Origin of the sequence: Butyrivibrio sp. VCB2006 (genome assembly GCF_000420945.1) — a bacterium.
Classification (GTDB): Bacteria; Bacillota; Clostridia; order Lachnospirales; family Lachnospiraceae; genus Butyrivibrio.
This window is the reverse complement of sequence record NZ_ATVX01000006.1, coordinates 65914-87674: the sequence shown is the minus strand read 5'-3', so window position 1 is coordinate 87674 and position 21761 is coordinate 65914. Positions and strand designations below refer to the sequence as shown.

17 protein-coding genes are annotated in these 21761 nt (G+C 40.7%); 1 reads left to right on the top strand and 16 read right to left on the bottom strand.

Annotated elements, in window-relative coordinates; all coding sequences use genetic code 11:
- The first annotated feature begins 423 nt into the window (after positions 1 to 423).
- Positions 424 to 1275: an alpha/beta hydrolase gene (locus tag G613_RS0107585; protein WP_029232092.1), complete on the top strand. Its 852-nt coding sequence runs from the start codon at positions 424 to 426 to the stop codon at positions 1273 to 1275.
- 92 nt (positions 1276 to 1367) lie between these two features.
- Here the strand turns inward: G613_RS0107585 and G613_RS19845 are convergent, their stop codons facing one another.
- The 16 genes from G613_RS19845 to G613_RS0107505 all read right to left on the bottom strand — a co-directional run bounded on the left by G613_RS19845 (position 1368) and on the right by G613_RS0107505 (position 21742).
- Complete coding sequence (locus G613_RS19845) at positions 1368 to 4607, bottom strand: flagellar hook-basal body complex protein (RefSeq protein WP_029232091.1); 3240 nt, start codon at positions 4605 to 4607, stop codon at positions 1368 to 1370.
- A gap of 217 nt (positions 4608 to 4824) precedes the next feature.
- Entirely contained in the window at positions 4825 to 5250 is a 426-nt protein-coding gene (locus G613_RS0107575) for a TIGR02530 family flagellar biosynthesis protein (protein WP_029232090.1), read from the bottom strand.
- A 79-nt stretch (positions 5251 to 5329) separates the two neighbouring features.
- Positions 5330 to 6034 carry a flagellar hook assembly protein FlgD gene (locus G613_RS0107570; RefSeq protein WP_029232089.1) on the bottom strand — a complete coding sequence of 235 codons (705 nt, stop codon included), beginning with the start codon at positions 6032 to 6034 and terminating at the stop codon, positions 5330 to 5332.
- Between the two features lie 74 nt (positions 6035 to 6108).
- The gene (locus tag G613_RS0107565) at positions 6109 to 7641 is read right to left on the bottom strand and encodes a flagellar hook-length control protein FliK (protein WP_029232088.1); all 1533 of its coding nucleotides are present in this window, start codon (positions 7639 to 7641) and stop codon (positions 6109 to 6111) included.
- Between the two features lie 161 nt (positions 7642 to 7802).
- Positions 7803 to 8741 (bottom strand): hypothetical protein, encoded by a 939-nt coding sequence (locus G613_RS0107560; RefSeq protein ID WP_029232087.1) that lies wholly within the window; start codon positions 8739 to 8741, stop codon positions 7803 to 7805.
- Positions 8742 to 8762: 21 nt separating this feature from the next.
- On the bottom strand, positions 8763 to 9218 hold the full coding sequence (locus tag G613_RS0107555) for a flagellar export protein FliJ (protein ID WP_029232086.1): 456 nt from the start codon (positions 9216 to 9218) through the stop codon (positions 8763 to 8765).
- Positions 9219 to 9235: 17 nt separating this feature from the next.
- Positions 9236 to 10594 (bottom strand): flagellar protein export ATPase FliI, encoded by a 1359-nt coding sequence (gene fliI, locus G613_RS0107550; RefSeq protein ID WP_029674663.1) that lies wholly within the window; start codon positions 10592 to 10594, stop codon positions 9236 to 9238.
- A 9-nt stretch (positions 10595 to 10603) separates the two neighbouring features.
- The gene (locus tag G613_RS0107545; protein ID WP_029232084.1) at positions 10604 to 11479 is read right to left on the bottom strand and encodes a FliH/SctL family protein; all 876 of its coding nucleotides are present in this window, start codon (positions 11477 to 11479) and stop codon (positions 10604 to 10606) included.
- On the bottom strand, positions 11472 to 12506 hold the full coding sequence (gene fliG, locus G613_RS0107540; RefSeq protein ID WP_029232083.1) for a flagellar motor switch protein FliG: 1035 nt from the start codon (positions 12504 to 12506) through the stop codon (positions 11472 to 11474). Before fliG ends, G613_RS0107545 begins: the two co-directional genes overlap by 8 nt.
- 57 nt (positions 12507 to 12563) lie before the next feature.
- Positions 12564 to 14183 (bottom strand): flagellar M-ring protein FliF C-terminal domain-containing protein, encoded by a 1620-nt coding sequence (locus G613_RS0107535; protein ID WP_029232082.1) that lies wholly within the window; start codon positions 14181 to 14183, stop codon positions 12564 to 12566.
- A 46-nt stretch (positions 14184 to 14229) separates the two neighbouring features.
- Positions 14230 to 14568, bottom strand: a complete 339-nt coding sequence (gene fliE, locus G613_RS0107530) for a flagellar hook-basal body complex protein FliE (protein WP_029232081.1) — start codon at positions 14566 to 14568, stop codon at positions 14230 to 14232.
- A gap of 80 nt (positions 14569 to 14648) precedes the next feature.
- On the bottom strand, positions 14649 to 15098 hold the full coding sequence (gene flgC / locus G613_RS0107525; RefSeq protein ID WP_029232080.1) for a flagellar basal body rod protein FlgC: 450 nt from the start codon (positions 15096 to 15098) through the stop codon (positions 14649 to 14651).
- 49 nt (positions 15099 to 15147) lie between these two features.
- Positions 15148 to 15543, bottom strand: coding sequence for a flagellar basal body rod protein FlgB (flgB, locus tag G613_RS0107520; protein ID WP_029232079.1), 396 nt, complete (start codon positions 15541 to 15543; stop codon positions 15148 to 15150).
- Between the two features lie 206 nt (positions 15544 to 15749).
- A complete protein-coding gene (gene codY / locus G613_RS0107515; protein WP_029232078.1) occupies positions 15750 to 16529 on the bottom strand; it encodes a GTP-sensing pleiotropic transcriptional regulator CodY in 780 nt (259 codons plus the stop codon).
- Positions 16530 to 16741: 212 nt separating this feature from the next.
- The gene (gene topA / locus G613_RS0107510; RefSeq protein WP_029232077.1) at positions 16742 to 18844 is read right to left on the bottom strand and encodes a type I DNA topoisomerase; all 2103 of its coding nucleotides are present in this window, start codon (positions 18842 to 18844) and stop codon (positions 16742 to 16744) included.
- A gap of 141 nt (positions 18845 to 18985) precedes the next feature.
- Complete coding sequence (locus G613_RS0107505) at positions 18986 to 21742, bottom strand: FAD-dependent oxidoreductase (RefSeq protein ID WP_051151047.1); 2757 nt, start codon at positions 21740 to 21742, stop codon at positions 18986 to 18988.
- Between the last annotated feature and the right edge of the window lie 19 nt (positions 21743 to 21761).

Here is a 21761-nt window from a genome sequence, read left to right as displayed (position 1 = left end):
ACATATTGTGGTATTTAATTTCATTTTACCACTTTTAAATGCACTGTACACTACTTTTTTATAAAACGTTATATCGTAGATGTTGATTATATCTATTCTTTTACGTATATTATGCTATGTTATGCTGATTTTATAAGGGTTTTGTTACTATTATTTCGTATTTTTCGCGATGATATTGATTCTTTTGAGGTATATTGATAATAAGGATTAAAAATGATCACAACTGAGAACATGTACTGAACATATTGGTCATACTCTGCTTTGTATTTTCATAAATCTCAACAGGTTCTTTCCGTTCCCATCCCACAGAGGCAGCAAAGAATCACCAGTTCATCGCAACATTTTTGAAGAAAAACACCTGCTAAATATTTATAATTTCCTATATAACAAACAAAGCATCTACTTCAAAGGAGACAAAAATAAATGGATTATGTATTTGAAATGCCTAAAGACATGTTAAAAGAATGTGAAAATAAAGGCACTGTAGAACTCTTTGAATATAACTCAGAAACATACGATAACGAACACAGGAAGCTTAATAAAAAAGCCTTCGTATATCTTCCATATGGCTACAACACTTCAGAGAAATATAACGTGCTTTATCTTCTACATGGAGGCGGCTTCATGCAGGAATGGTGGCTTGATATGTTCCCTGATACAGTAACAATCCTTGATAATATGATGGCCCAGGGCATCAGCAAGCCATGTATTATCGTAACTCCTACCTTCTATCATGACGAAGAAAACAAGAACACTCACGACGAAGCCATCTGCGAGAACTTCAGATTTGAGCTGAGAAAAGATCTCATTCCGGCCATAGAAAGCCATTACAGCACCTACGCATCCGGCGATGTTTCAGAAGAAAGCCTCATCAAAACAAGAAATCACAGAGCCTTTGCTGGTCTCTCATTAGGTTCCATGACAACCTACAGAGCGGCTTTCTACAACAACTTTGATCTCTTCTCCTACTATGGACCATTCTCCGGCTGTTGCGGACCATTTGGTAACCACGACCTGGAAGTTGAGAGAATCTGCAAAACTCTTGAAGAAGGTCACAAAAATGGCCACGAACTTGACTTCATGTTCTGTGCTAACGGCGACAAGGACATTGCCTTTGAGGAGCATAAAGATATCATGGGACGTGCAGTAAACAAGTCTCCTTTCCTCAAGCCTGGTGAAAACTATGACTTCTTCATAATCCCAGGTGGCGTTCACGACATGAAAGCTTGGCAGCTTCACCTCTATCACGCACTTCAGGTATTCTTTACAAAATAACAAGGTAATAAATACAGCCCTGTATCCGACGGAAGATACAGGGCTGTTACTTTGCCTAAGATTTGTTAAAAGAACTATCGAAATGCTATCTATTATCTCTTAAGGTTTGTAAGTTCCTCAAGAAGTGTATCTGATACTGTGATGATACGGCTGTTTGCCTGGAATCCACGCTGAGTTGTGATCATCTCTGTAAACTGTGATGAAAGGTCTACGTTGGACATCTCCAGAACACCGGTATTCATATAGCCACCATCTGTTGTGATATCCTGAATTGTAGCTTCACCTGAGTTAAGAGTTGAAGCATAAAGGTTATCGCCCTCTTTTGAAAGACCTGATGCGTTAGCAAATTCTGCTGAAGCAATCTGTCCAAGGAGTTTGGTCTGGCCGTTTGAATATGTTGCGTAGATCTGACCATCAGTACTTACTGATACACCATTCATCTCACCAACTGCACGTCCTGTGTTAAGACTCTTCTTGTCACCCTTAACTGCCTTGATTGTTGATGATCCGTTTGTGTTGTAGTTTGTAAGAGTTGAGAAATCGAAGTCGATATCTCCAAATTTATGCTGATCGCTGCTTTCCTGGTAACCAAAGGCCTCAAGTCCGGGTATTGTCTGATCAAAGTTCATTGTTACCATTCCGGTCTTAACGCCATCTGCTGATTCAAGAGCACCATTGTTAGCCTTGAATGCCAGCTGAATACTGTGATCACCAATTGTAAGCTTAATTGAACCGTCGTTACCAATCTTGTATGTTCCGTCTGTTCCGAATGCATCAGCCTCTTCATCAGTGATACCATAAATCTTATAAAGAAGGTCTGCGTAATTTCCTGTAGCCGTTCTAAGAAGTGTGGAAATATCTCCATCAGCCGGAACATCCTTGTAAACACTTGTTGATGTAATATCGATTGAACCATTACCCTTATCAACAATTGTGTATTCACTTCCTGCAGGCTGCTTAATGATTTCTTCTTCTGTGTGAGAAATTGATACTTCACCGGTAGACTGATCAAAGGATATTGTATAAGTCTGTCCTGCAGTCATATTTCCCATAAAGCTCTGAACACCGGTATTTGAGCTAAATACATCGAGAAGCAAATTCTCATAAGGTGCCGTTGTATCTTTAAATGAACCGCTCAGATTACTTCCAAGTGAATAAGCTTTCTTGTATGCATTTGTATCTGTACCTTCATCGTAAGCCTTGTAAATATACTTAGCTGAAGATGGGCTATTCTTGGTGTAATCCGAATTAAGTGTTCCCTGATAAGCAGTCTGAATTGTATAAGTTCCGATTTCCTTAGAAGAACCAAGGTCATTAACTGGATATGTGATAACAAGTCCTGTAGTTCCTGTAAGTTCCTGGAAATTAAAGGTTATAGGGTTTTCAGCTCCAGTAGAGATAAATCTTGAATCATAATAATCACTTGTACTATCGCTAAGAGCTGCAATTCTTGAGGAAACAAGACTTGTCATTTTGGTAATTGCTTCCTGTGCTCCTTCCTTCATGATCTGGGAATACCAGTCTTCTGCTGCAGAAGTATCAGTATTATCAGCCGGATCAGGAAGACCATCAATATAAGTATTTAATGTGGCCAAATCTGTCAGCGTCATCTTTGTTGCATCAATCTTAGTCGCATCAGTAGTTTGAGCCGCATTATAATGAGTAATGAAAACACTCAAGTTTGAAATTCCTTCGCCAGGAACATAGTTTGCAGCTGTTAAAGTAGACTTATCTATCTGGATAGTACCCTTATCTGTAGAAGTAGTCTCTTCAACCTTTGCTCCATAAAGAGTAAGTGTCTTGCTGCCTGCGTTGTACTTATATGTCAGGTTATTTACATTTCCACCCCATGAAGAAATATCCTGAAGCAATGAGGTAGACTTAGTCTTATTTACAAAATACTGATTCTCATTAGCTGTTACCAAAGAAGAGTTTACGTAGCTGGCCTCACTGGTCTGAACGCCAAGAGTAATCTTTCTTTGAAGTATCATCTTCTCAGGTTCTGCTGATGAGTCATAGGTAAATGTGTAATTATTTTTATCTGTATCAAAGTCAAAGTTGTTTATTCCAAATACAGTTTTAAGATAATCTGCATTAAGCTTAGATACATCTCCGGTTCCGGAAGGAACAAGATAAGCTTCCTTTGTGCTATCATTTACAAAGTAGTAGCTGTTTGAAGTGTTAGTCATAAACTTGTACTTTGCAGTTGCATATGATCCATCAATATTGTTCTCTTCATCAGGAATGTCGTTTACAGAGTAATTAATTGTAATGCTGCCATAATCTGCTGATCCAGTTGTTGTATTTATAAGGTATGTAGCAGCTGAACCATAAGTCTTTTCTTCCTCTTCTGATACTCCGTATACTGCATTGAGAAGTCCTTTGTACTTCTTGGAACTTGTGCTCATAAGATCGCCAAGAGAATTGAGGCCGTCTGCACTATTTGGAACATCACCATATTTAACATCTCCGCCGGGAGCATTGATATCGAATATCTTGCCAGTTGCATCTACCTTGAACTCGTAGCCATCTTTTGCAGGAAATGCTGTTGTATTAGCATCAGAATCAATATTTCCAAAAGTAATATGCTCCAGCATGTCCTGTCCGATTGAATTTCCTGAAGAATCAATAATATCTGTCAGTGTAAGTGCGAAAAGATGATCTGTAGCTGTATCCTTAAGTGTGAACTTACCTGTATATAAATATCCCTTATTATCATAGAACTCGAGGGTAATGGTCTTACCATCATCTGAAAGAATATTTGTGTCGTTGTCATCGATATTGCCGCTGTAAAGAGCTGCTGTTGTAGAAGCTGGTGAATATGTGTTATTGTCAGCGCTCATGATCTGAAGAGATGAAAGGCCGGCATTCTTGTTTATTGTGATTTCACCAGTATCCTTATCTTCCTGTGCTACCCAGCCCTGTACAAAGTATCCGTTTGACTGCATAGCAAGGTTTCCGGCGCCATCTACATAGAATGAACCATCTCTTGTGTAGAGATTTTCTTTACCATTGTTAACGATAAAGAAAGATTCACCTGTGATCATGATATCGAATGGGTTATTTGTTGTCTGAGTTGCGCCCTGAGAAGTAATAGCTGTATTGATGGCGCCTGACTTAGCACCAAGACCGATCTGACGAGCATTTACACCACCCTTAGTCTGTGTGGCGCCTGATGCTGTCTGAGTTGTCTGGTACATAAGGTCTGAAAAAGTAATAGACTGTGATTTAAAAGATGTGGTGTTAACGTTGGCAATATTGTTACCGATAACGTCCATCTTGGTCTGGTGGGTCTTAAGACCTGCAACACCAGAATAAAGTGATCTCATCATAAGGCAAAGTCCTCCAAAATTTTAAAGCAAGTGACAGTTAATCAGAGCTCTTTTACATAAAGATCTCCCGGATTCTTTTCACTTTGATTTTGGACGGATGCGTGAGAATTGCGGATAATCCCTTCAATCAGTCGGGGATTAAAAGATCTCCTGATACCGGGAAAAGAAAATTATAATCGATAATCTTCTTTCCGTTCGTCCCGATACTTCGGTCCAATCATGCAATCACTGCTCCGTCAATATTCGTAAATACATTATTTTTTGTTTCGGTCTGATCCATTGCAGTAACAACTGTGTTGTTAGGAACATTCACGATAAATGCCAGCTGATCAATTAAGATGAGAGAATCTTTAATACCTTTTTCAGACGCTTCTTTTGCACCTTGATTTAATCTAAGCATCTGGTCTTGTGTCAGCTCTATGCTTCTATCATTAAGCCTGTTTGCAGCATGCTTGGAGAACTTCAAATTCTCCCTTGCTACACTACTATTATCGGCTTGTTCCTGGATTTTATTTAGTACCTGAGCAAAAGAACCGCCGCCTGTAGGCAGAGGTTTATTTGTTCCGGTTTTCGGTACCTTGTTATTTAAGTACTGATCCTGGACCTGACCTATTGAAGAAAATCTAAGTTCATCAATTGTCATAGTTTTTACTCCAAGAAATATAAATCATTTATAGTTGCCTTGATTCAAACGATCATTTTTGAATCATATTCTTTTATGTTCATTCAGTTGTTGATTTGGTTGCTTCATTATCATCAATCTTGAATGATCTGTGCTCGTCTCCTCTGATATCATCGATTCTGTGTACATACTGCTGAAGAGCTGTAATGTAGTCAGGATCCATCATGTTGCGAGCTTTCTTGTCCATCTTGGTCATATAGAACTCATACATTGTATCGATGGTAAGACCGTGATCTGCCTCGTTTACAAAGTCTACGCTGCTGGGAAGTTTGTCGATTGCTTCCTGGAAGTCTTTAACAACTGCCTTAGCATCTGTGTAATCTGTATCAAATACTTCAGATACATTATCAACACTGTAGTTATTGCCTTCAATGTTGAGGTATGCCTTGTTTCCGCTATAGGTAACAAAGTCTACAACACCGATAGTCTCTGTAGTCTTGCCGTTATCAGGATTGTACTGAGTTACTCTTACTGTCTTTCCAACCATCTCTGATGCCCTTGAAAGAGCCATTGAATTAGCCATGTTATTGAGCTGTTCAACCTGTGTGAAGGTTGCGTACTGGTTGATGTATTCAGTATTTGAAGTAGGCTCCATAGGATCCTGATATTTCATCTGTGCAACAAGAATTTTAAGGAAAGAATCCTTGTCATAACCTGTGCTGGCGGACTTGGTAGCGTCTTCCTTAACTGTATTGGTAACTTCTCCGTTTTTAATTACCGCACTAACCTGGTTTATATCTGCCATAATTCTTACCTTTCTTTGCTGCTATGAAGTTGCCCCCATAGCAGCAACCAAAATCTAAATGTAAGTATTTTTGTTTAAGCACTAAAGTCAACTGAGTTTCCGTTCGCTGCCATCATCTGAGCTGCTATTCTGTCTGCATCGTTCATGGCTTCTGCTTCACCATCTTCATCAATCTCTGCTAGATTGATTCTACGTAGCGTCCTGCCCTTTTTAGCCTGCTGCTGATTAAATGCGTTGTTATTGTCATCGCCTTGCTGCAGGTTCTGTTCAAAAGCGTGGCTGGCAATTGTGACTTCAATTGATGTAACCTTGATGCCCTGTTCATTAAACTTTTGCTGAAGAGTCATCATCTGGGTCTCTACTGCCTCTTTTACAATCTCGTTCTGAGCTGTAAACTTGGCAACTATGCCTTCCTTACTACTTGTAAGAAGAATATTTACATTACCCAGACTTGCGGGATGGAGCTGCATCTCAATGCTATGCTCCTCGGCAGCAGATGTAATAGTGATTCTGTCTGCAATCTGTCTGATGATATTCTCCATCTGGGCTCTGTCTGTATACTCAGCAGGACCAGTAGGAACAACATCTATATTCTCTGTTAAGTTGTTTAGTAGCTGGTTAAAGAGATTAGGATTCTGAGCCTGCCCTGAGAGATTATTATTGCTACTCTCATTATTATCCTTGGATGTCTGCCCTGACATCTCTACAGGTTTAAACTCAGTCTCTACTTCGGCTTCGTTTTCCGGAGTAATCTCGGTTTTGATTATAGGAGTGGATTCCTTAGACTGTGATGCAGTCAATTCTTTTGTCAGTTCCGGTTGTTTTTGATCAACTATGATCTCTGGAGTCTTTTCCTGTGCCTTTTCTATGTGCGCTCCAAAGTCTTCCTTTATCTCATTTACAACTTCTTCGAACTGCTCCGGGGATAAGTCAAACTCATTCATAAGTTCGCTCTTCATACTGTCTGCATCCTCAAAGAGGTCCTGCATAAATGTACTTAGATCTGAATCAGTTATCAGATCAAGCGCCTTATCCTGTCCACCTAAATCTGTTACCAGCTGCTGTAAGTTCTGAGGATTTAAAAGATCTGCAAATGTCAGTCCCAGTAGTTCCATTGCGCTAAGTATGTCTTCCTCAGAGATATCCAGTGCCTTTGCCATTTCGGAAATAAGCTCCTTGCCGCATTCCTCAATAGCGCTCTGCAGCTCCTTATTTGCTTCCTTGCCCTCTGTTTCTTTTACCTCGGTAGTATTTACTTCATTAACCTGCTGATCAGTATTCTCTTCCTGAAGGTTTGCTGTATTTTCATCGTTAACCTTTGTATTATCAATGTCCTTAACCTTATCAGTATTCTGAAGATTTTGATCGTTTCCCTGGCTATTATCAGTCTGATACGCCTGCTTTGGATTTATTTCCTGCCCGGCATTTTTCTTGACGTCCACCACCTTTGTCTGGAGCATGGAATCCGATACTTTATTAAGTATTCCGTCAAAGCTTGCCTGGGCCTTACCGGCGCCTTTTGTTGTAAATTCTACTTTAGAAACAGTTGCTGCAGTACTTGTTATAATGGACATCTGTATGCCCATTGTATTGGTAGTACTGCTCATTAAGTACCTCCTTCATATTTAGTTCAAGGTGCATAGATTCTCACCTAATATATCGGCTTAAGCCTCTTTAACTTAAGTCTAAGATGTCAAAAAAATAAGCCGCAGCACACAAAATCTTCATGTACTGCGACTATTTAATCCATTATTAAATTTTTATAAAATTATTTCTTTTCTCCTGTAACCTGTGTTGACTCTTTTTCGAGAGCAGATGGTTCAAGAAGCTGAGTAAGCTTAGCTGCATTAGCCTTTTCCATCTGAGCAAGGATATCTCCTCTGTTCTCGATTGTCATCTGAGCCAAAATTCTTGCAACAAGCTGAATCTGGTTTTCATCCACCATCTCATCAAAAATCTGGGCAGCCTGCTTGGCCTTCATTCCTGAATAAGTGGTAGCAAAAGCCTTGATAGCCTCATCATCAAGTTCTCCCTGAACCACTTCCTGATAAAGTCTTGCAGCAGTCTCAGGATCGATCATTGAATAATAAGAAGCATAGGCAGCAGCATCCGGAGCATAATCTCCATAAACAACGCTGGCATAAAAACTGGCTCTTTCCTCATAAAACTCTTTTTGCTGGCGCTCGAATGGTTCAAGTCTTGAAACCTCAGCCTCCAGTTTATCAATCGTAGAAGCATAGCTGCTGTTTTGTTCCATTTCAGACTGCAAAGCAATCTCCAGTCTCTTGATATAAGCGTTAGCTTCTTCAAGGCTATTTATGGATGAAGAAATAGAACTCTCGGCAGAACTTACATCTGTTACCTGCTGCTCTTTTTGACTGGCAGCTCCATCCGGAAGGATCAGATTGAGTCCCGGAACATCTCCGATTATTGGAGCAAGGATATCCGAGCCAAATCCACCCACATCCAGTTTTATCAAAAGAGCCATAATAGCAAGCCATATGAGAATTATCAGGAAAGTAATTACGATAGTAGCAAACCCTCCGGCATTATCACCATTGATTTCGGCGGTTCTGTCGGCAAATTCCTGAGCCTTCTCTTTAGCTTCTTTTCTCTGGGCTTTTAACTGCTTCGCATATTCTTTTTTATCCGCTTTAAGCTTGGCTTTGGCGGCTTTTGGATCTTCAATGTTTGAAATATCAGCCATTAAGCATATCCCCTCATTAGGTTATTGTTCGCGTTGCCTTTGTGTATATGTAAAACTTGTACGCTGATCGTTTTCCTTTGCTTCTTCCTGTTTTTCTTCCTCTATCCATTCTGCATAGGCGCGTTCTCTAAGTGTTTCCTGCATTTTGCGCTCCTGTACAGCTTTGGTTAGTCTCACTCTGATTTTCTCAACAATCTCTTCATGCTGGGCAACAACCTTAGCCTGCGAAGCAATCATAACGTCCATTTGGGCTGTAGCATACTGGTTATCGAGAATATCTTGAAGCTTAAGGGTTTCTGCGTTTCTAAGTTCCTCTGCTTCCAGCAGATATTCCTCTTTACGCCTGACATATTCATCAAATATATCTATCTGCTTGTTAAGTTCAGACTGAGCAGAAGCAAACTCCATTTTGATCTGCCCTTCGGTTTTCTGTTTAATATTAAGGACGCTCTGCATCCTATAAACAAATCTTGCCATATAGATTTCCGTTTTCTTTAATCATTGAACATATCAATTAAAGTCTGTCTAATCTCTTCAAAAGAGAACTTTTCATCTGTTTCCTGCATCAGAAAAGCATTAACTGCTTCAATCTTAGATACGGCATAGTCAATATTTTTATTGGCACCGGCTCTGTAAGCACCGATGTTTATAAGATCCTCAGCATCATTATAGGTAGCAAGAACATTTTTAAGTTTTCCTGCAGCCTTTTTGTGCTCCGGATCAGCTATGGCAGACATACATCTGGAAATGCTTGCAAGGACATCTATTGCAGGATAATGATTCTTTTGCGCAAGTTTTCTGTTAAGAACAATATGTCCGTCCAGGATACCACGGGCTGTATCGGTGATAGGTTCGTTCATATCATCACCATCAACAAGAACCGTATAAAGACCTGTAATAGAACCTTTCCTTGATCTTCCGGCTCTCTCAAGAAGCTTAGGCATTTCTGCATAAACGCTCGGCGGATATCCTCTTGATACAGGAGGCTCACCGCTGGCAAGTCCGATTTCCCTCTGAGCCATGGAAAATCTCGTAAGGGAGTCCATCATTAAAAGTACATCTTTTCCCTTATCACGGAAATACTCCGCAATAGATGTGGCCGTTTTGGCAGCTTTAAGTCTTTCTAGAGCAGGTTTATCAGAGGTAGCACAGACTACAATTGACCTCTTCATGCCTTCTTCGCCAAGGTCTCGTTCGATGAACTCTCGAACTTCCCTGCCTCGCTCTCCGATAAGAGCAATAACATTTATATCAGCCTGAGTATTTCTGGCAAACATACCAAGAAGTGTACTCTTACCAACACCTGAGCCGGCAAAGATACCAATTCTCTGCCCCTTACCAACTGTAAGAAGACCATCAACAGCCTTAACTCCAAGAGAAAGAACATCTGAAATCGGATCTCTTGTCATGGGATCCGGTGGCTGATTCTCAACAGAATAGGCGATACCATCCTCCAGCATAACTCCCTTACCAAAGCTTGTACCGTCAATTCTTCCAAGGCCATCAAGAGTCTGTCCCAGCAAACCTTCTCCAACGTTTACTCTAAGAGGAGAATCAGTGTTTTCTACAATACTTCCATTACCGATTCCACTGGTGTTCTCGTAAGGCATCAGCTGAACATGATTATCCTTAAAGCCCACAACCTCTGCCATGGCAGGTCTTCCCTTGGATTCAGACAATGTCTCATTATCTTTTTTCTTGGGATAAATAAGGCATATGTCGCCAAGCTTAGCATCAGGTCCGGCAGACTCGATGGTAAGCCCGATAACATTAACCACTTTACCACTCATACGATAAAATGGAGCATTCTGCATCTTTTTGTATTTGGAAAAATCTACCTGGGATGTCAGCATTGGCGCTCCTTATCTTCTAGCTCTGTCAAAAGATAATAGCTTAAGCTTACGGGATAATTCTGAAAGCTCTACACCGAGACTACAGTCAAATACACCGCTGTCAGACTCGATCATGCATTCATTCTCTTTTAAAAGAGGATCTTCTATAATCTCCATTGTAGTGTTTGGAGATGTAATACAAGCCTCCAGAGAAGCTCTTTCTTCTATAACATCATCATAATCATCTGAGGAAACATGAACAATAAGGTCATTCCCCGGCTCGATTCTCGAAAGTGTAGACTTGAGCAGATGAAGAATAATCCCTTTATCCTCTCTAAGTTCCACTCCAAAGACATGCTCATATATCTGAGTGAGGACATCAACCATTTCAGGTTCAAGGCCGTCAACAATCTGCTGATACTCAGCTTCCAGATCACCTCTTTGCTGCTCTATATCAGCTTTAAGAGCCTCTGCAGCAGCAACACCCTCCTGATAACCTGCTTCATATCCCTGACGGTGGCCTTCTTCCTGGGCCTGAGACACCAGGACATTAGCCTGTTCCTGGGCATTCTGGATTATCATATCAGCCTGTTCCTGGGCCTGCTGAAGCTTAAAATCAATCTCAGCCTGCATTGCTTCCATATCAAATTGAGGATCAGGAAATGTTTCCGTCATACCTTGATCCTCAGTTAGCTGGGATAGCTGCTCCATATCTATTCCGGGAACAAAATCTCCATCTTCTCCCTCAGGAAAAGAACCCCCTTCGTCAGTCATCATTGCACGCTGACGACGAAGTTCCTGTTCCTGAAAGGCTTCAATTTTTCTGTTTGCAAGATCATTACTATCAATGACGAATTTCTCAGAATCGTCAAAGCTAACAAAACCCGCTTTAAATAAATTAGACAACTAGCTCATCACCTCCACCTCTGGAGATTACAATTTCACCAGCATCTTCAAGCTTTCTGATTACGTTAACAATCTTCTGCTGCGCCTCTTCAACGTCCTTCATACGAACAGGTCCCATGAAGTCCATATCTTCCTTGATCATAGCAGCAAGACGCTTAGACAGGTTGTTAAAGATTGCAGTCTGTACGTTCTCAGTAGCACCCTTAAGTGCAAGGCCAAGGTCACTATTCTCAACCTCACGCAGCACTCTCTGTATAGATCTGTCGTCCAGAAGAAGAACATCTTCGAATACGAACATCTTCTTTCTGATCTCGTCGGCAAGCTCCGGCTCTTCGATTTCCAAAGTCTCCATGATGTGCTTTTCTGTAGCACGATCGACTGTATTGAGGATCTCTACTACCGCGTCTACACCACCAACGATTGTATAATCCTGGTTTACAAGAGATGACAGCTTGGATTCCAACACTTTTTCTACCTCTTTAATCGTGTCAGGACTTGTTCTGTCCATGGCAGCGATACGCTTTGCAACATCAGCCTGTCTGTCAGGCGGAATAGCCGATAAGATAAGGGCACTTTGTGAAGGAGACATATAGGACAAAATAAGAGCGATAGTCTGAGGATGCTCATCCTGAATGAAGGTAAGGATCTGGGAAGGCTCTGTCTTACGAATAAACTCGAAAGGCTTAACCTGCAAGGACGCAGTAAGCTTACTGATAACATCAAGAGCCTTATCTTCACCAAGAGCTTTCTCAAGAAGCTCTTTAGCGTAGTTGATACCACCCTCAGCTATATACTGCTGTGCAAGGCAGACGCCATAGAACTCCTCTAAAACTGCCTCTTTTATCTGAGATGTAACACTTCTTGTGTTCGCAATCTCAAGAGTCAGTTCCTCGATTTCCTCTTCCTTTAGATGTTTGAATATGGCGGAGGATTTCTCCGGTCCTAATGCAATAAGTAGGATCGCCGCTTTTTGAGTGCCAGTAAAATCGGCAATTAAGGAATTGCCACCAGTTACTTCAGCATCCATATTTTATACTCCCCATGAAAATTATTTATAAAATATAATCCGCGATACACGGATTGCTCACATTCCATAATCCTCGTTAAGCCAGTTACGAAGAAGTGTAGCTGCAGCTTCAGGATTCTCATCAACGAATTTCTCAATAAGACGTTTCGTCTCTGATCCGGTATCCATTTCGATGTCTTCAAGTGCCTCTTCAGGTGTTGACTCAAGCAGCTGCTCCACTGAAAGAGCTTCCGGCTCCGGTTCTTCTTCTGTCTTCTTGCTTGTCCACATACTCCTTATTACTATGAATGCAAGAAGTCCAAGAATAATAAGTATCGTTACAATCTGTAAGATATCAGTTACAGTAACGTTAGCTCCGCTCTTATCAATAAATACATACTGAGTATAGGCTGCCATAGCCACATTATCAGCGGAAATGCCTGTTGCCTTGGCAACAACATTTACCATTTCCTCAGGGACATCAACAGCCACCGGTTCTGTATTGGCTATCTTGTAATCCTTCCAGTCAAGATCACCATTTGCTGACTTGTCGTAGTTTTCTTCCTGCATTACTACATAGTTAATTGCAGTAACAGAAATAGATGACTCATCATATTTAACAGCTCCGGGAATATTGGTACTGGTAGTAATCTCTTCGTTTGGAAGATAATCCCTTGTTTCCTCGGAAATCGTAGAACTTGAATTGGTATTATCCTGAGTTACGTAAGTTGTCTCATCATCTTCGTTGGTATCAGTTCCTGGAATTCCGCTTACACCATTAACATTTTCCGCATTGTATATGGACTCATGTGAAAGAACACCCTGTGTCTGATCCTCTGCAGGTGTATAGGTGTGATTAGTCTTTTCTTCCTTGGAAAAATCAAGAACAAGATTGCTTGCTACCTGAATATCATCATAAAGCTTTGTTCCAAGTAGAACCTTTTTAACTTCATTCTTAACAATCTGCTCAGCCTTAGTTTTAAGATTAAGCTGATTACTTGCTATTCCGGCATCGGTAGTTTCTTCGCTTCCTGAGAAAAGAAGATTTCCGCTATAATCAAGGATTACAATGTCGTTGGTAGATTTTTTACCAAGGGCAGCTGCAACAGCCTTGGCTACAAAGGTTGCATTTTCTTCGCCAAAGCTGTTAGGATCAACAACATTCAAAAGAATCCACGCTGAAGCCTCGTCCTTGTTGCCAATAAGTGTTCCGTCATTATCAGGAATATGAAGGGTAACGCTGGCGCTCTCTATGGCGTCAAACTTTACCAGCATGTCATGCTCCAGCTGACTTTCCAGGTATTTGACATATTTTTTCTGCTTGTCTGATTCCGTGGTGGAGAAGCTACCATCCGTGACATTATTAATGCTGTATGCATAGGACTGAATATCATTAGCACCCAAAAGAAGGCTGGCATTTGCCTGATCCTTTTTTAGGACTTTAAAATTCAGACCATCATCCGACATTTTATAACCTATTGCATTGGAATCGAGAAGATCCTTAATTTCAGAAGCTTCTTTGGTAGAAGTGGCTTGAGCCAATAGAACATATTGAGGCTGGTTAAGTACAGTAACCAGAATAATAATTGTGAGCAGCACAACAGAACCAGCGCCGACTATCAAAGTCTTCTGCTTGGCTGTGAACTGGTTCCACCAATCGAGAACTTTTTGCCACGCGGCTCTTAATCTTTCAGCCATTATTCTCCCTCCCCTCGTTTAAAATAAAAACTAAAAAACTAAAAACTTAGATCTGCATTTGAGTAATTTCTCTATATGCAGAAAGTGCGCGGTCTCTAACCGCTATTGTGTACTGCAGAGTTGTCTGAGCTTTTTGAAGCGCGATAGACAGATCATGAGTATTATTGGTCTGGCCAAGTGCCCACTTAATCTCCTCATTCTCTGCATCTGACAAATAAGCATTTGTGGTGTTAATGTTCTCCATTGCCCTGTCAAATATGTTGGCAAAAGAGTTATTGTCGTCCTGCGGACCAAGTACGTTATATACCTTACTGTTAAGATGTTCCGCATTTCTGATAACATCAGAAGAAACATTTCTAAGTTGAGAAATATCAAGAGATGCCATTTATTATCCCCTCCTAAACAGACCTCCGTATCCTGAATCAACATTTAGCAACCACTTGTGATGTAATTATCTGTTACCAATTATCCTTGTCCCAGTTCGAGACCTCTTGTAGCGATGTTCTTGCTGGCATTAAAAGCCGTTGCATTTGCTTCATAAGATCTACTGGCGTCAATAAGGTTAGTCATTTCAGTAACCGTATTAACATTTGGATAAGTTACATAACCATTCTCATCTGCATCCGGATGAGAAGGATCATATACTACATTGTATTGTGTCCAGGTATCATCCTGAACCTGAACAACCTTAACTCCTCGGCCTGAATAATGATCAAGCCTTTCATTAAGGATTCTAGAAAAAGGTGTCTGAGTACCTTTTTCTGCAAATCTTACTACTTTTCGAGTATAAGGATGTTCTCCGTCTTTAGTTCTCGTGGTATTGGCATTAGCAATGTTTTCAGAAATAATATCCATTCTGAATCTCTGAGCCGTCATACCGGATGAGTTAATGTTAAAGGAATCAAATATATTCATATAGCCTCCTTCCAACAAAAGCACACACTTACTACGGTTTTAGCTATAATCATGATGACTTGCATACGCTCTGAAGGTTTTTAAACTCTGCATTAAGGCCTGCCATTAAACCTTGATACTTGATCTGGTTGGCAGCAAGTGTAACGTTTTCAGTATCGATATCAACGTTATTCTTATCAAGCCTATAGGAGAAGTTTGAGTAATCATTGATGACTCTTGGTCTAAGCTCATGCTCCTTAAGGCCTGCCACTTTGGCATCCATGGAAACATATCTGGAATTACCGAGAGCTCTCTCCAATTCATCCTCAAAATTCAGATCCTGTCTCTTATACCCTGGAGTATCTACATTGGCAATATTATTAGCAATAACCTCGTTTCTGAGCCAGGAAGCATCTGCGGCTTTATCAAGAACGTTGATATAATCAAAAGCATTACTATTGATCATGGCATCCTCCAAAATACACGCAATATAGACACAATAATGTTATTATATTAATAATATGATTTTTTCTACCAAAATACAAGAAAAATATACTTTATATTGTGTCTATCACTTAATTCAAATACAAGATGTATAGAATTAAAAAGAAGGGACTTACCAAATGATAAATCCCTTCATCTCATCCATCCTGTATCAAATTTATCGGATAATTACAACTCAGCCTTAAGCTTTTTTATCTCGTTAAAGACTACGTCATTAGTTACCTTGATGTAAGTTCCCTTCATACCGGATGATCTTGATTCTATTACGCCTGCACTCTCAAATTTTCTAAGTGCATTTACAATTACGCTTCTGGTAATTCCGACTCTGTCAGCAATCTTACTTGCTACCAATACGCCTTCCATACCATCAAGTTCATCGAAGATATGAATGATAGCCTGCATCTCCGAGAAGGAAAGAGTTCCAATTGCTGATTTAACAACAGCAAGCTTTCTACTCTCTTCTGCATTCTCCTCGTTAACTGCTCTCAGCATTTCAAGTCCTACTACTGTAGTACCATACTCACAAAGAATAATGTCATCGATATCGTAAGGAGCGTCAGTTTTGTAGATAAATAATGTACCTAGTCTTTCTCCCGCAATCTCGATAGGAGTTATGATTGCCTGGAATTTGGAACTGTCGATTCCCTCAAATCCAAGTGTTTCAAGATTTACATTTTCTTTTGTAGAAAGAATTGTCAGGAGTCTTTCATTGAGCATGGGGTCAATAAAAGAGCCAACATTGTCAACCAGAAGATCACTCAAGGAAGCAACGTTTACGCTTTCGCCAATTCCAAGAACTTTCCCCTTCTTACTAATAACAAACATGTTAGAAGCTAAGATGTCACACAATACTCTGCAAATGTCATTGAAAACAACCTTGCCGGAATTACTGTTATGTAACAGTTTTCCTATTTTACGGGTTTTATCTAGTAGCTGTACACTACTCATCAGAGTTCTCCTTTTTAGATTATTTCCCCACAAGCAATACTATTAACGAAAATGCGTCAATAACATTACTACGCTATTTGTATCATAGCATAAAAAAATAGGCGCTTCAAACCTTAAAGCGCCTACAATTATTAAAATAAGCTTAATTTTTCAGAAAACTCATGTTTATTTTTATTTCATTTAGATTTTTCCGAGTCTTGGCTCAAAATTTCTTATTCATCCTTGGGCTTATCCATTACGTAGCCGCACTCCTGATCACTGCAAGCAAGCTTATTGCTCTTCGCAACCATGAATTTGCCACACTTAGGACATTTCTCTTTAACAGGTCTTGCCCATGACATGAAGTCGCACTCAGGTGCATCAATACAGCCGTAGTAAATTCTACCCTTTCTTGTTCTCTTAAGGACAAGATCCTTACCACACTTAGGACACTCTACACCAATCTTCTCAAAGTAAGGCATTGTGTTCTTACACTCAGGGAAGCCTGGGCAAGCAAGGAACTTGCCATGAGGACCATATTTGATAACCATGTTTCTTCCGCAATTAGGGCAGATCTCATCGGTAACTTCATCCTGAACCTGGATTTTCTCCATTTCTTTTTCTGCAGCAACAACTGCTTCATTAAGATCAGGATAGAAATTCTCAACTACAGTCTTCCACTTAACATCACCATCGGCAATACCGTCAAGAAGTGCCTCCATGTTAGACGTGAAGTTAACATCAACAATCTGAGGGAAAGCATCATTCATCATCTTATTAACGGCCTGACCAAGCTCTGTGATGAAGATTGCTTTATTCTCCTTGGTAATATAGTGTCTTGCAAGGATTGTAGAAATAGTAGGAGCATATGTACTAGGTCTGCCTATGCCAAGTGCCTCAAGATCATGAACAAGGGAAGCTTCAGTATAATGTGGAGCAGGCTGTGTAAAGTGCTGCGCACTATCAAAGCTGTCGAACTTAAGCTTTGTATTAGTATCAAGGTTCTTCATGAGAACATTCTTCTCAATCTGATCCTCTTCATCTGTGTATACATTAAGAAAACCATCAAATACAGTCTTGCTTGCTGCAACTGTAAATCTATGTTCACCGGCATCAATCTTAACGGAAGTTGTCTCGTACTTGGCAGGAGCCATTCGACTTGCCATGAATCTTCTCCAGATAAGCTGATACAGTCTGAACTGATCTCTTGAAAGATATTCCTTAACAACTACAGGCGTATTCTCGATGTAAGTAGGTCTGATTGCTTCGTGAGCATCCTGGATCTTGGCATCAGCTTTCTTGGCAGTAGCACCTTCTGACAAATACTTCTCACCAAAATTATTCTTGATGTAATCATTAGCTGATGCTACAGCTTCATCGGAAACACGGGTTGAATCAGTACGAAGGTAAGTAATAAGACCAACTGTACCCTGTTTACCAAGCTCAATTCCTTCATAGAGCTGCTGAGCAACACGCATTGTCTTCTGAGTTGAGAAGTTAAGAGCCTTTGAAGCTTCCTGCTGAAGAGTTGATGTGGTAAAAGGAAGCGGAGCTTTTTTGGTTCTCTCACCCTTCTTAACATCACTTACAACATACTTCGTACCCTTTAAAGATGCACAAATCTTATCAAGTTCATCCTTGGATTTGATTTCTTTTTTGTCATTGCCTGTTCCATAGTAGTGAGCAACAAGAGGTTTCTTCTCGCCTTCAGCTGAAAGATTTACATCCAGTGTCCAGTACTCACTTGGAATAAATGACTCTATTTCTTCTTCTCTGTCTGCAATGATTCTAAGAGCTACAGACTGTACTCTTCCGGCGCTAAGGCCTCTTTTGATCTTGGACCAGAGAAGTGGTGAAATACTATATCCAACCATTCTGTCAAGAACACGGCGAGCCTGCTGAGCATCTACAAGGTTCATATCAATGTCTCTTGGATGCTTCATAGCCTCTTTAACTGCATTCTTGGTGATTTCGTTAAAGGTTACACGCTGAATCTTGGCATCAGCCTGATCAAGTTTAAGAGCCGCGATAAGGTGCCATGAAATAGCTTCACCCTCGCGGTCAGGGTCAGTTGCAAGGTACACGTGATCGGCCTTCTTAACCTTCTTGCGAAGATCGGCAAGCACATCTCCTTTGCCTCTGATTGTTATATATTTAGGTTCAAAGTCATGATCCACATCTACACCCATCTGTGACTTGGGAAGATCTCTTACGTGACCGTTACTGGCAGCTACGTCATAGCCAGTTCCTAAAAACTTCTTGATTGCCTTAACCTTAGTAGGTGACTCAACAATCAGGAGTGAATTTTTCTTGTTATTAGTTGTTTTAGTTGCCATTGTGCCTAAAAATGCCCCTTCATAATCAATGATATTAAATTTCAAAATTACACTTTCTTATTAATATACATTTTTAAAGATTAAGTCAAGTACACATTTATGCACTTGACTTAATCTTAATTATAATTTTATAAATTATTATTATTTCTCATCCTTAGGAAGCCATGCTGTTTCCTTAGGTGTTTTCTTTACAAATGGTCTTGCAAGAGCCTGCTTAGCGCCATTTGGAAGGATATATTTAAGCTTATCTTCTGCTTTTCTCATTGTAGAAGCATCTGGATTATCCCTTGTAAGCTTAATAGCATCAAATTCACAACGTGTTGTGCAAAGTCCGCAACCTACGCACTTATTAGGATCAACAATTGAAGCTCCGCATGAAAGGCAACGTGATGTTTCCTTCTTAACCTGCTCTTCTGTAAATACCAGCTTGGTATCACGGAATGTAAGCTGTCCATTGGTCTCCTTAACACCAGCAACCTGACGTCCAACATGATCGTAATCATTAACTGAAATATCATCCTTATTAAGCTCGATGAAGAAGTTAGGATCACGTCCGATTGTAAGTGATGAATGAGGCTGTACAAATCTATGAATAGATTCTGCACCTTCTCTACCACATGCAATAGCATCGATAGCAAATCTAGGACCGTAGAACATATCTCCACCAACGAAGATATCAGGTACTGTAGTCTGGAATGTAACCTTATCAGCTACAGGAGCAGGTCCTCTGAACTCTACGTTTTCGCCCTTAAGAAGGTCGCCCCATACAGTTGCCTGTCCAACTGAAAGAATAACGTTAGAACAAGCAATTTCAATGGTCTCATTCTCATCGTACTTAGGATCAAATCTGCCTTCTGCATTCTTAACCTGAGTACACTTCTTGAATACGATACCCTTAACCTTACCGTTTTCAGTGAGGATTTCCTTAGGTCCCCATCCGCCCTTAAACTCAATTCCTTCAGACTCAGCAATCTCGATTTCCTCAGGAAGAGCTGGCATAATGTCACGAGTTTCAAGAGAAACCTGTGTGATCTTAGGTGAACCGCATCTAAGAGCTGTACGGCTAACGTCAATAGCAACGTTACCACCACCGATAACTACTGTATCGCCGGAAAGCTTATAGTTCTCATCATCAATAACATCATGAAGAATGTCAACGCCCTTAAGTACGCCCTGAGCGTCCTCTCCGGGAACATTTACGCCACGTCCGCCCTGGCAGCCGATAGCAATATAAAATGCCTTGTAGCCTTCTTCTCGAAGCTGCTTAAGAGTAATATCCTTACCAACCTCAACGCCGAGACGGATATCAACTCCAAGTTCTCTAAGGACGTCCACCTCAGCCTCAACTACATCTTTTTCCATTACGAAAGAAGGAATACCGTAGGTAACCATTCCGCCCGGCTTCTTATTCTTCTCGAAAAGAGTTGGCTTGTAGCCCTTAAGTGCAAGATAGTAAGCACAGGAAATACCTGCAGGGCCTGCACCAATGATAGCTACCTTCTCATCAAAACCGCCACCAATCTTAGGAATAACCTTCTCAGGAATGTAACGAGTCTCAGACTGAAGGTCTCTCATAGCTACAAATTTCTTAACTTCATCGATAGCAAGAGCTTTGTCAATTGTGCCTCTTGTACAAGCATCCTCACAACGTCTGTTACATACATGTCCGCAGACAGCTGGAAGTGGATTGTACTTCTTGATAAGTGCAAGAGCCTCTGTATATCTGCCCTGTGCAGCCATCTTAAGGTATCCCTGAACAGGAATATGAGCAGGACAAGCTGTCTTACAAGGAGCTGTACCTGTCTTGTGAGTATTAATACGGTTAATATCACGGTAGTCCTCAGTCCACATCTCAGGAGACCACTTCTTCTCAGTTGGAAGTGGCATCTTAGGATAAAGAACTTCACTTCCATCCTTCTTGCAAAGCTTCTGTCCAAGAGTTGCAGCACCGGCAGGACAAACCTCTACGCAACGTCCGCAGGCAACACAGTTATCCTTGTCAACGTGAGCAACATATGCTGAACGTGACATATTAGGTGTATTAAAGAGCTGTGAAGTACGAAGCGCATAACAAACATTAACGTTACAGTTACAGATAGCGAAAATCTTCTTATCGCCGTCGATATTTGTGATCTGATGAACAAATCCGTTATCCTCAGCCTGCTTAAAGATTTCAAGAGCTTCTTCCTTAGTGATATAACGGCCATCCTTCTGAGTTTCAACAACATAATCAGCCATATCACCGACAGCGATACACCATCCCTCAGGATCATCAGCACAGCCCTGTTCGAAGGTCTTACGTGATCTTCTACATGAACATGGAGAAGCTGCATACTTACCTTCATAATAATCAAGCCAGTATGAAATCTTCTCAAGGTTAATTGCTTCGCCATGCATATCAATAGCCTTTTCAACAGGGATAACATGCATACCTACACCTGCTCCGCCCATAGGAACCATATGTGTAAGTCCCTCGAGAGGAATACGGCTCATTCTCTCAAAGAAAGCGCCTGCTTCTGGATGTGCTTCCAAAACCTTATGGTTCATGTTACCGAACTCAGCAGAACCTGGGACATACATAGGAAGAACATACTGTTTCTCATGCTTGTCATTCTCATAGTTCCACTCGATAACACCGTTGTATGACATTTCATCGAGGTGCTTCTGGAGCTGTTCCTTGGTATATTCAGGACAAAGAGCTGCAATCTGCTCAAAAGTCTTAGGTTTACGCTTCTCAAGCTTAAGAGCAATCTCACACTGCTCGTCTGTGATCAGGTTGTAAAGGCCCCAGTACTCGGGACTTTCTTTTGTGATCTTCTCAATACCAAGCTTAATGTTCTTTCTATCCGTAACGGCCTTGGAAAATCTAGCAAGAGGCTCACGGAAAGGTGCATTCATATCCACAGAATCAGGGATT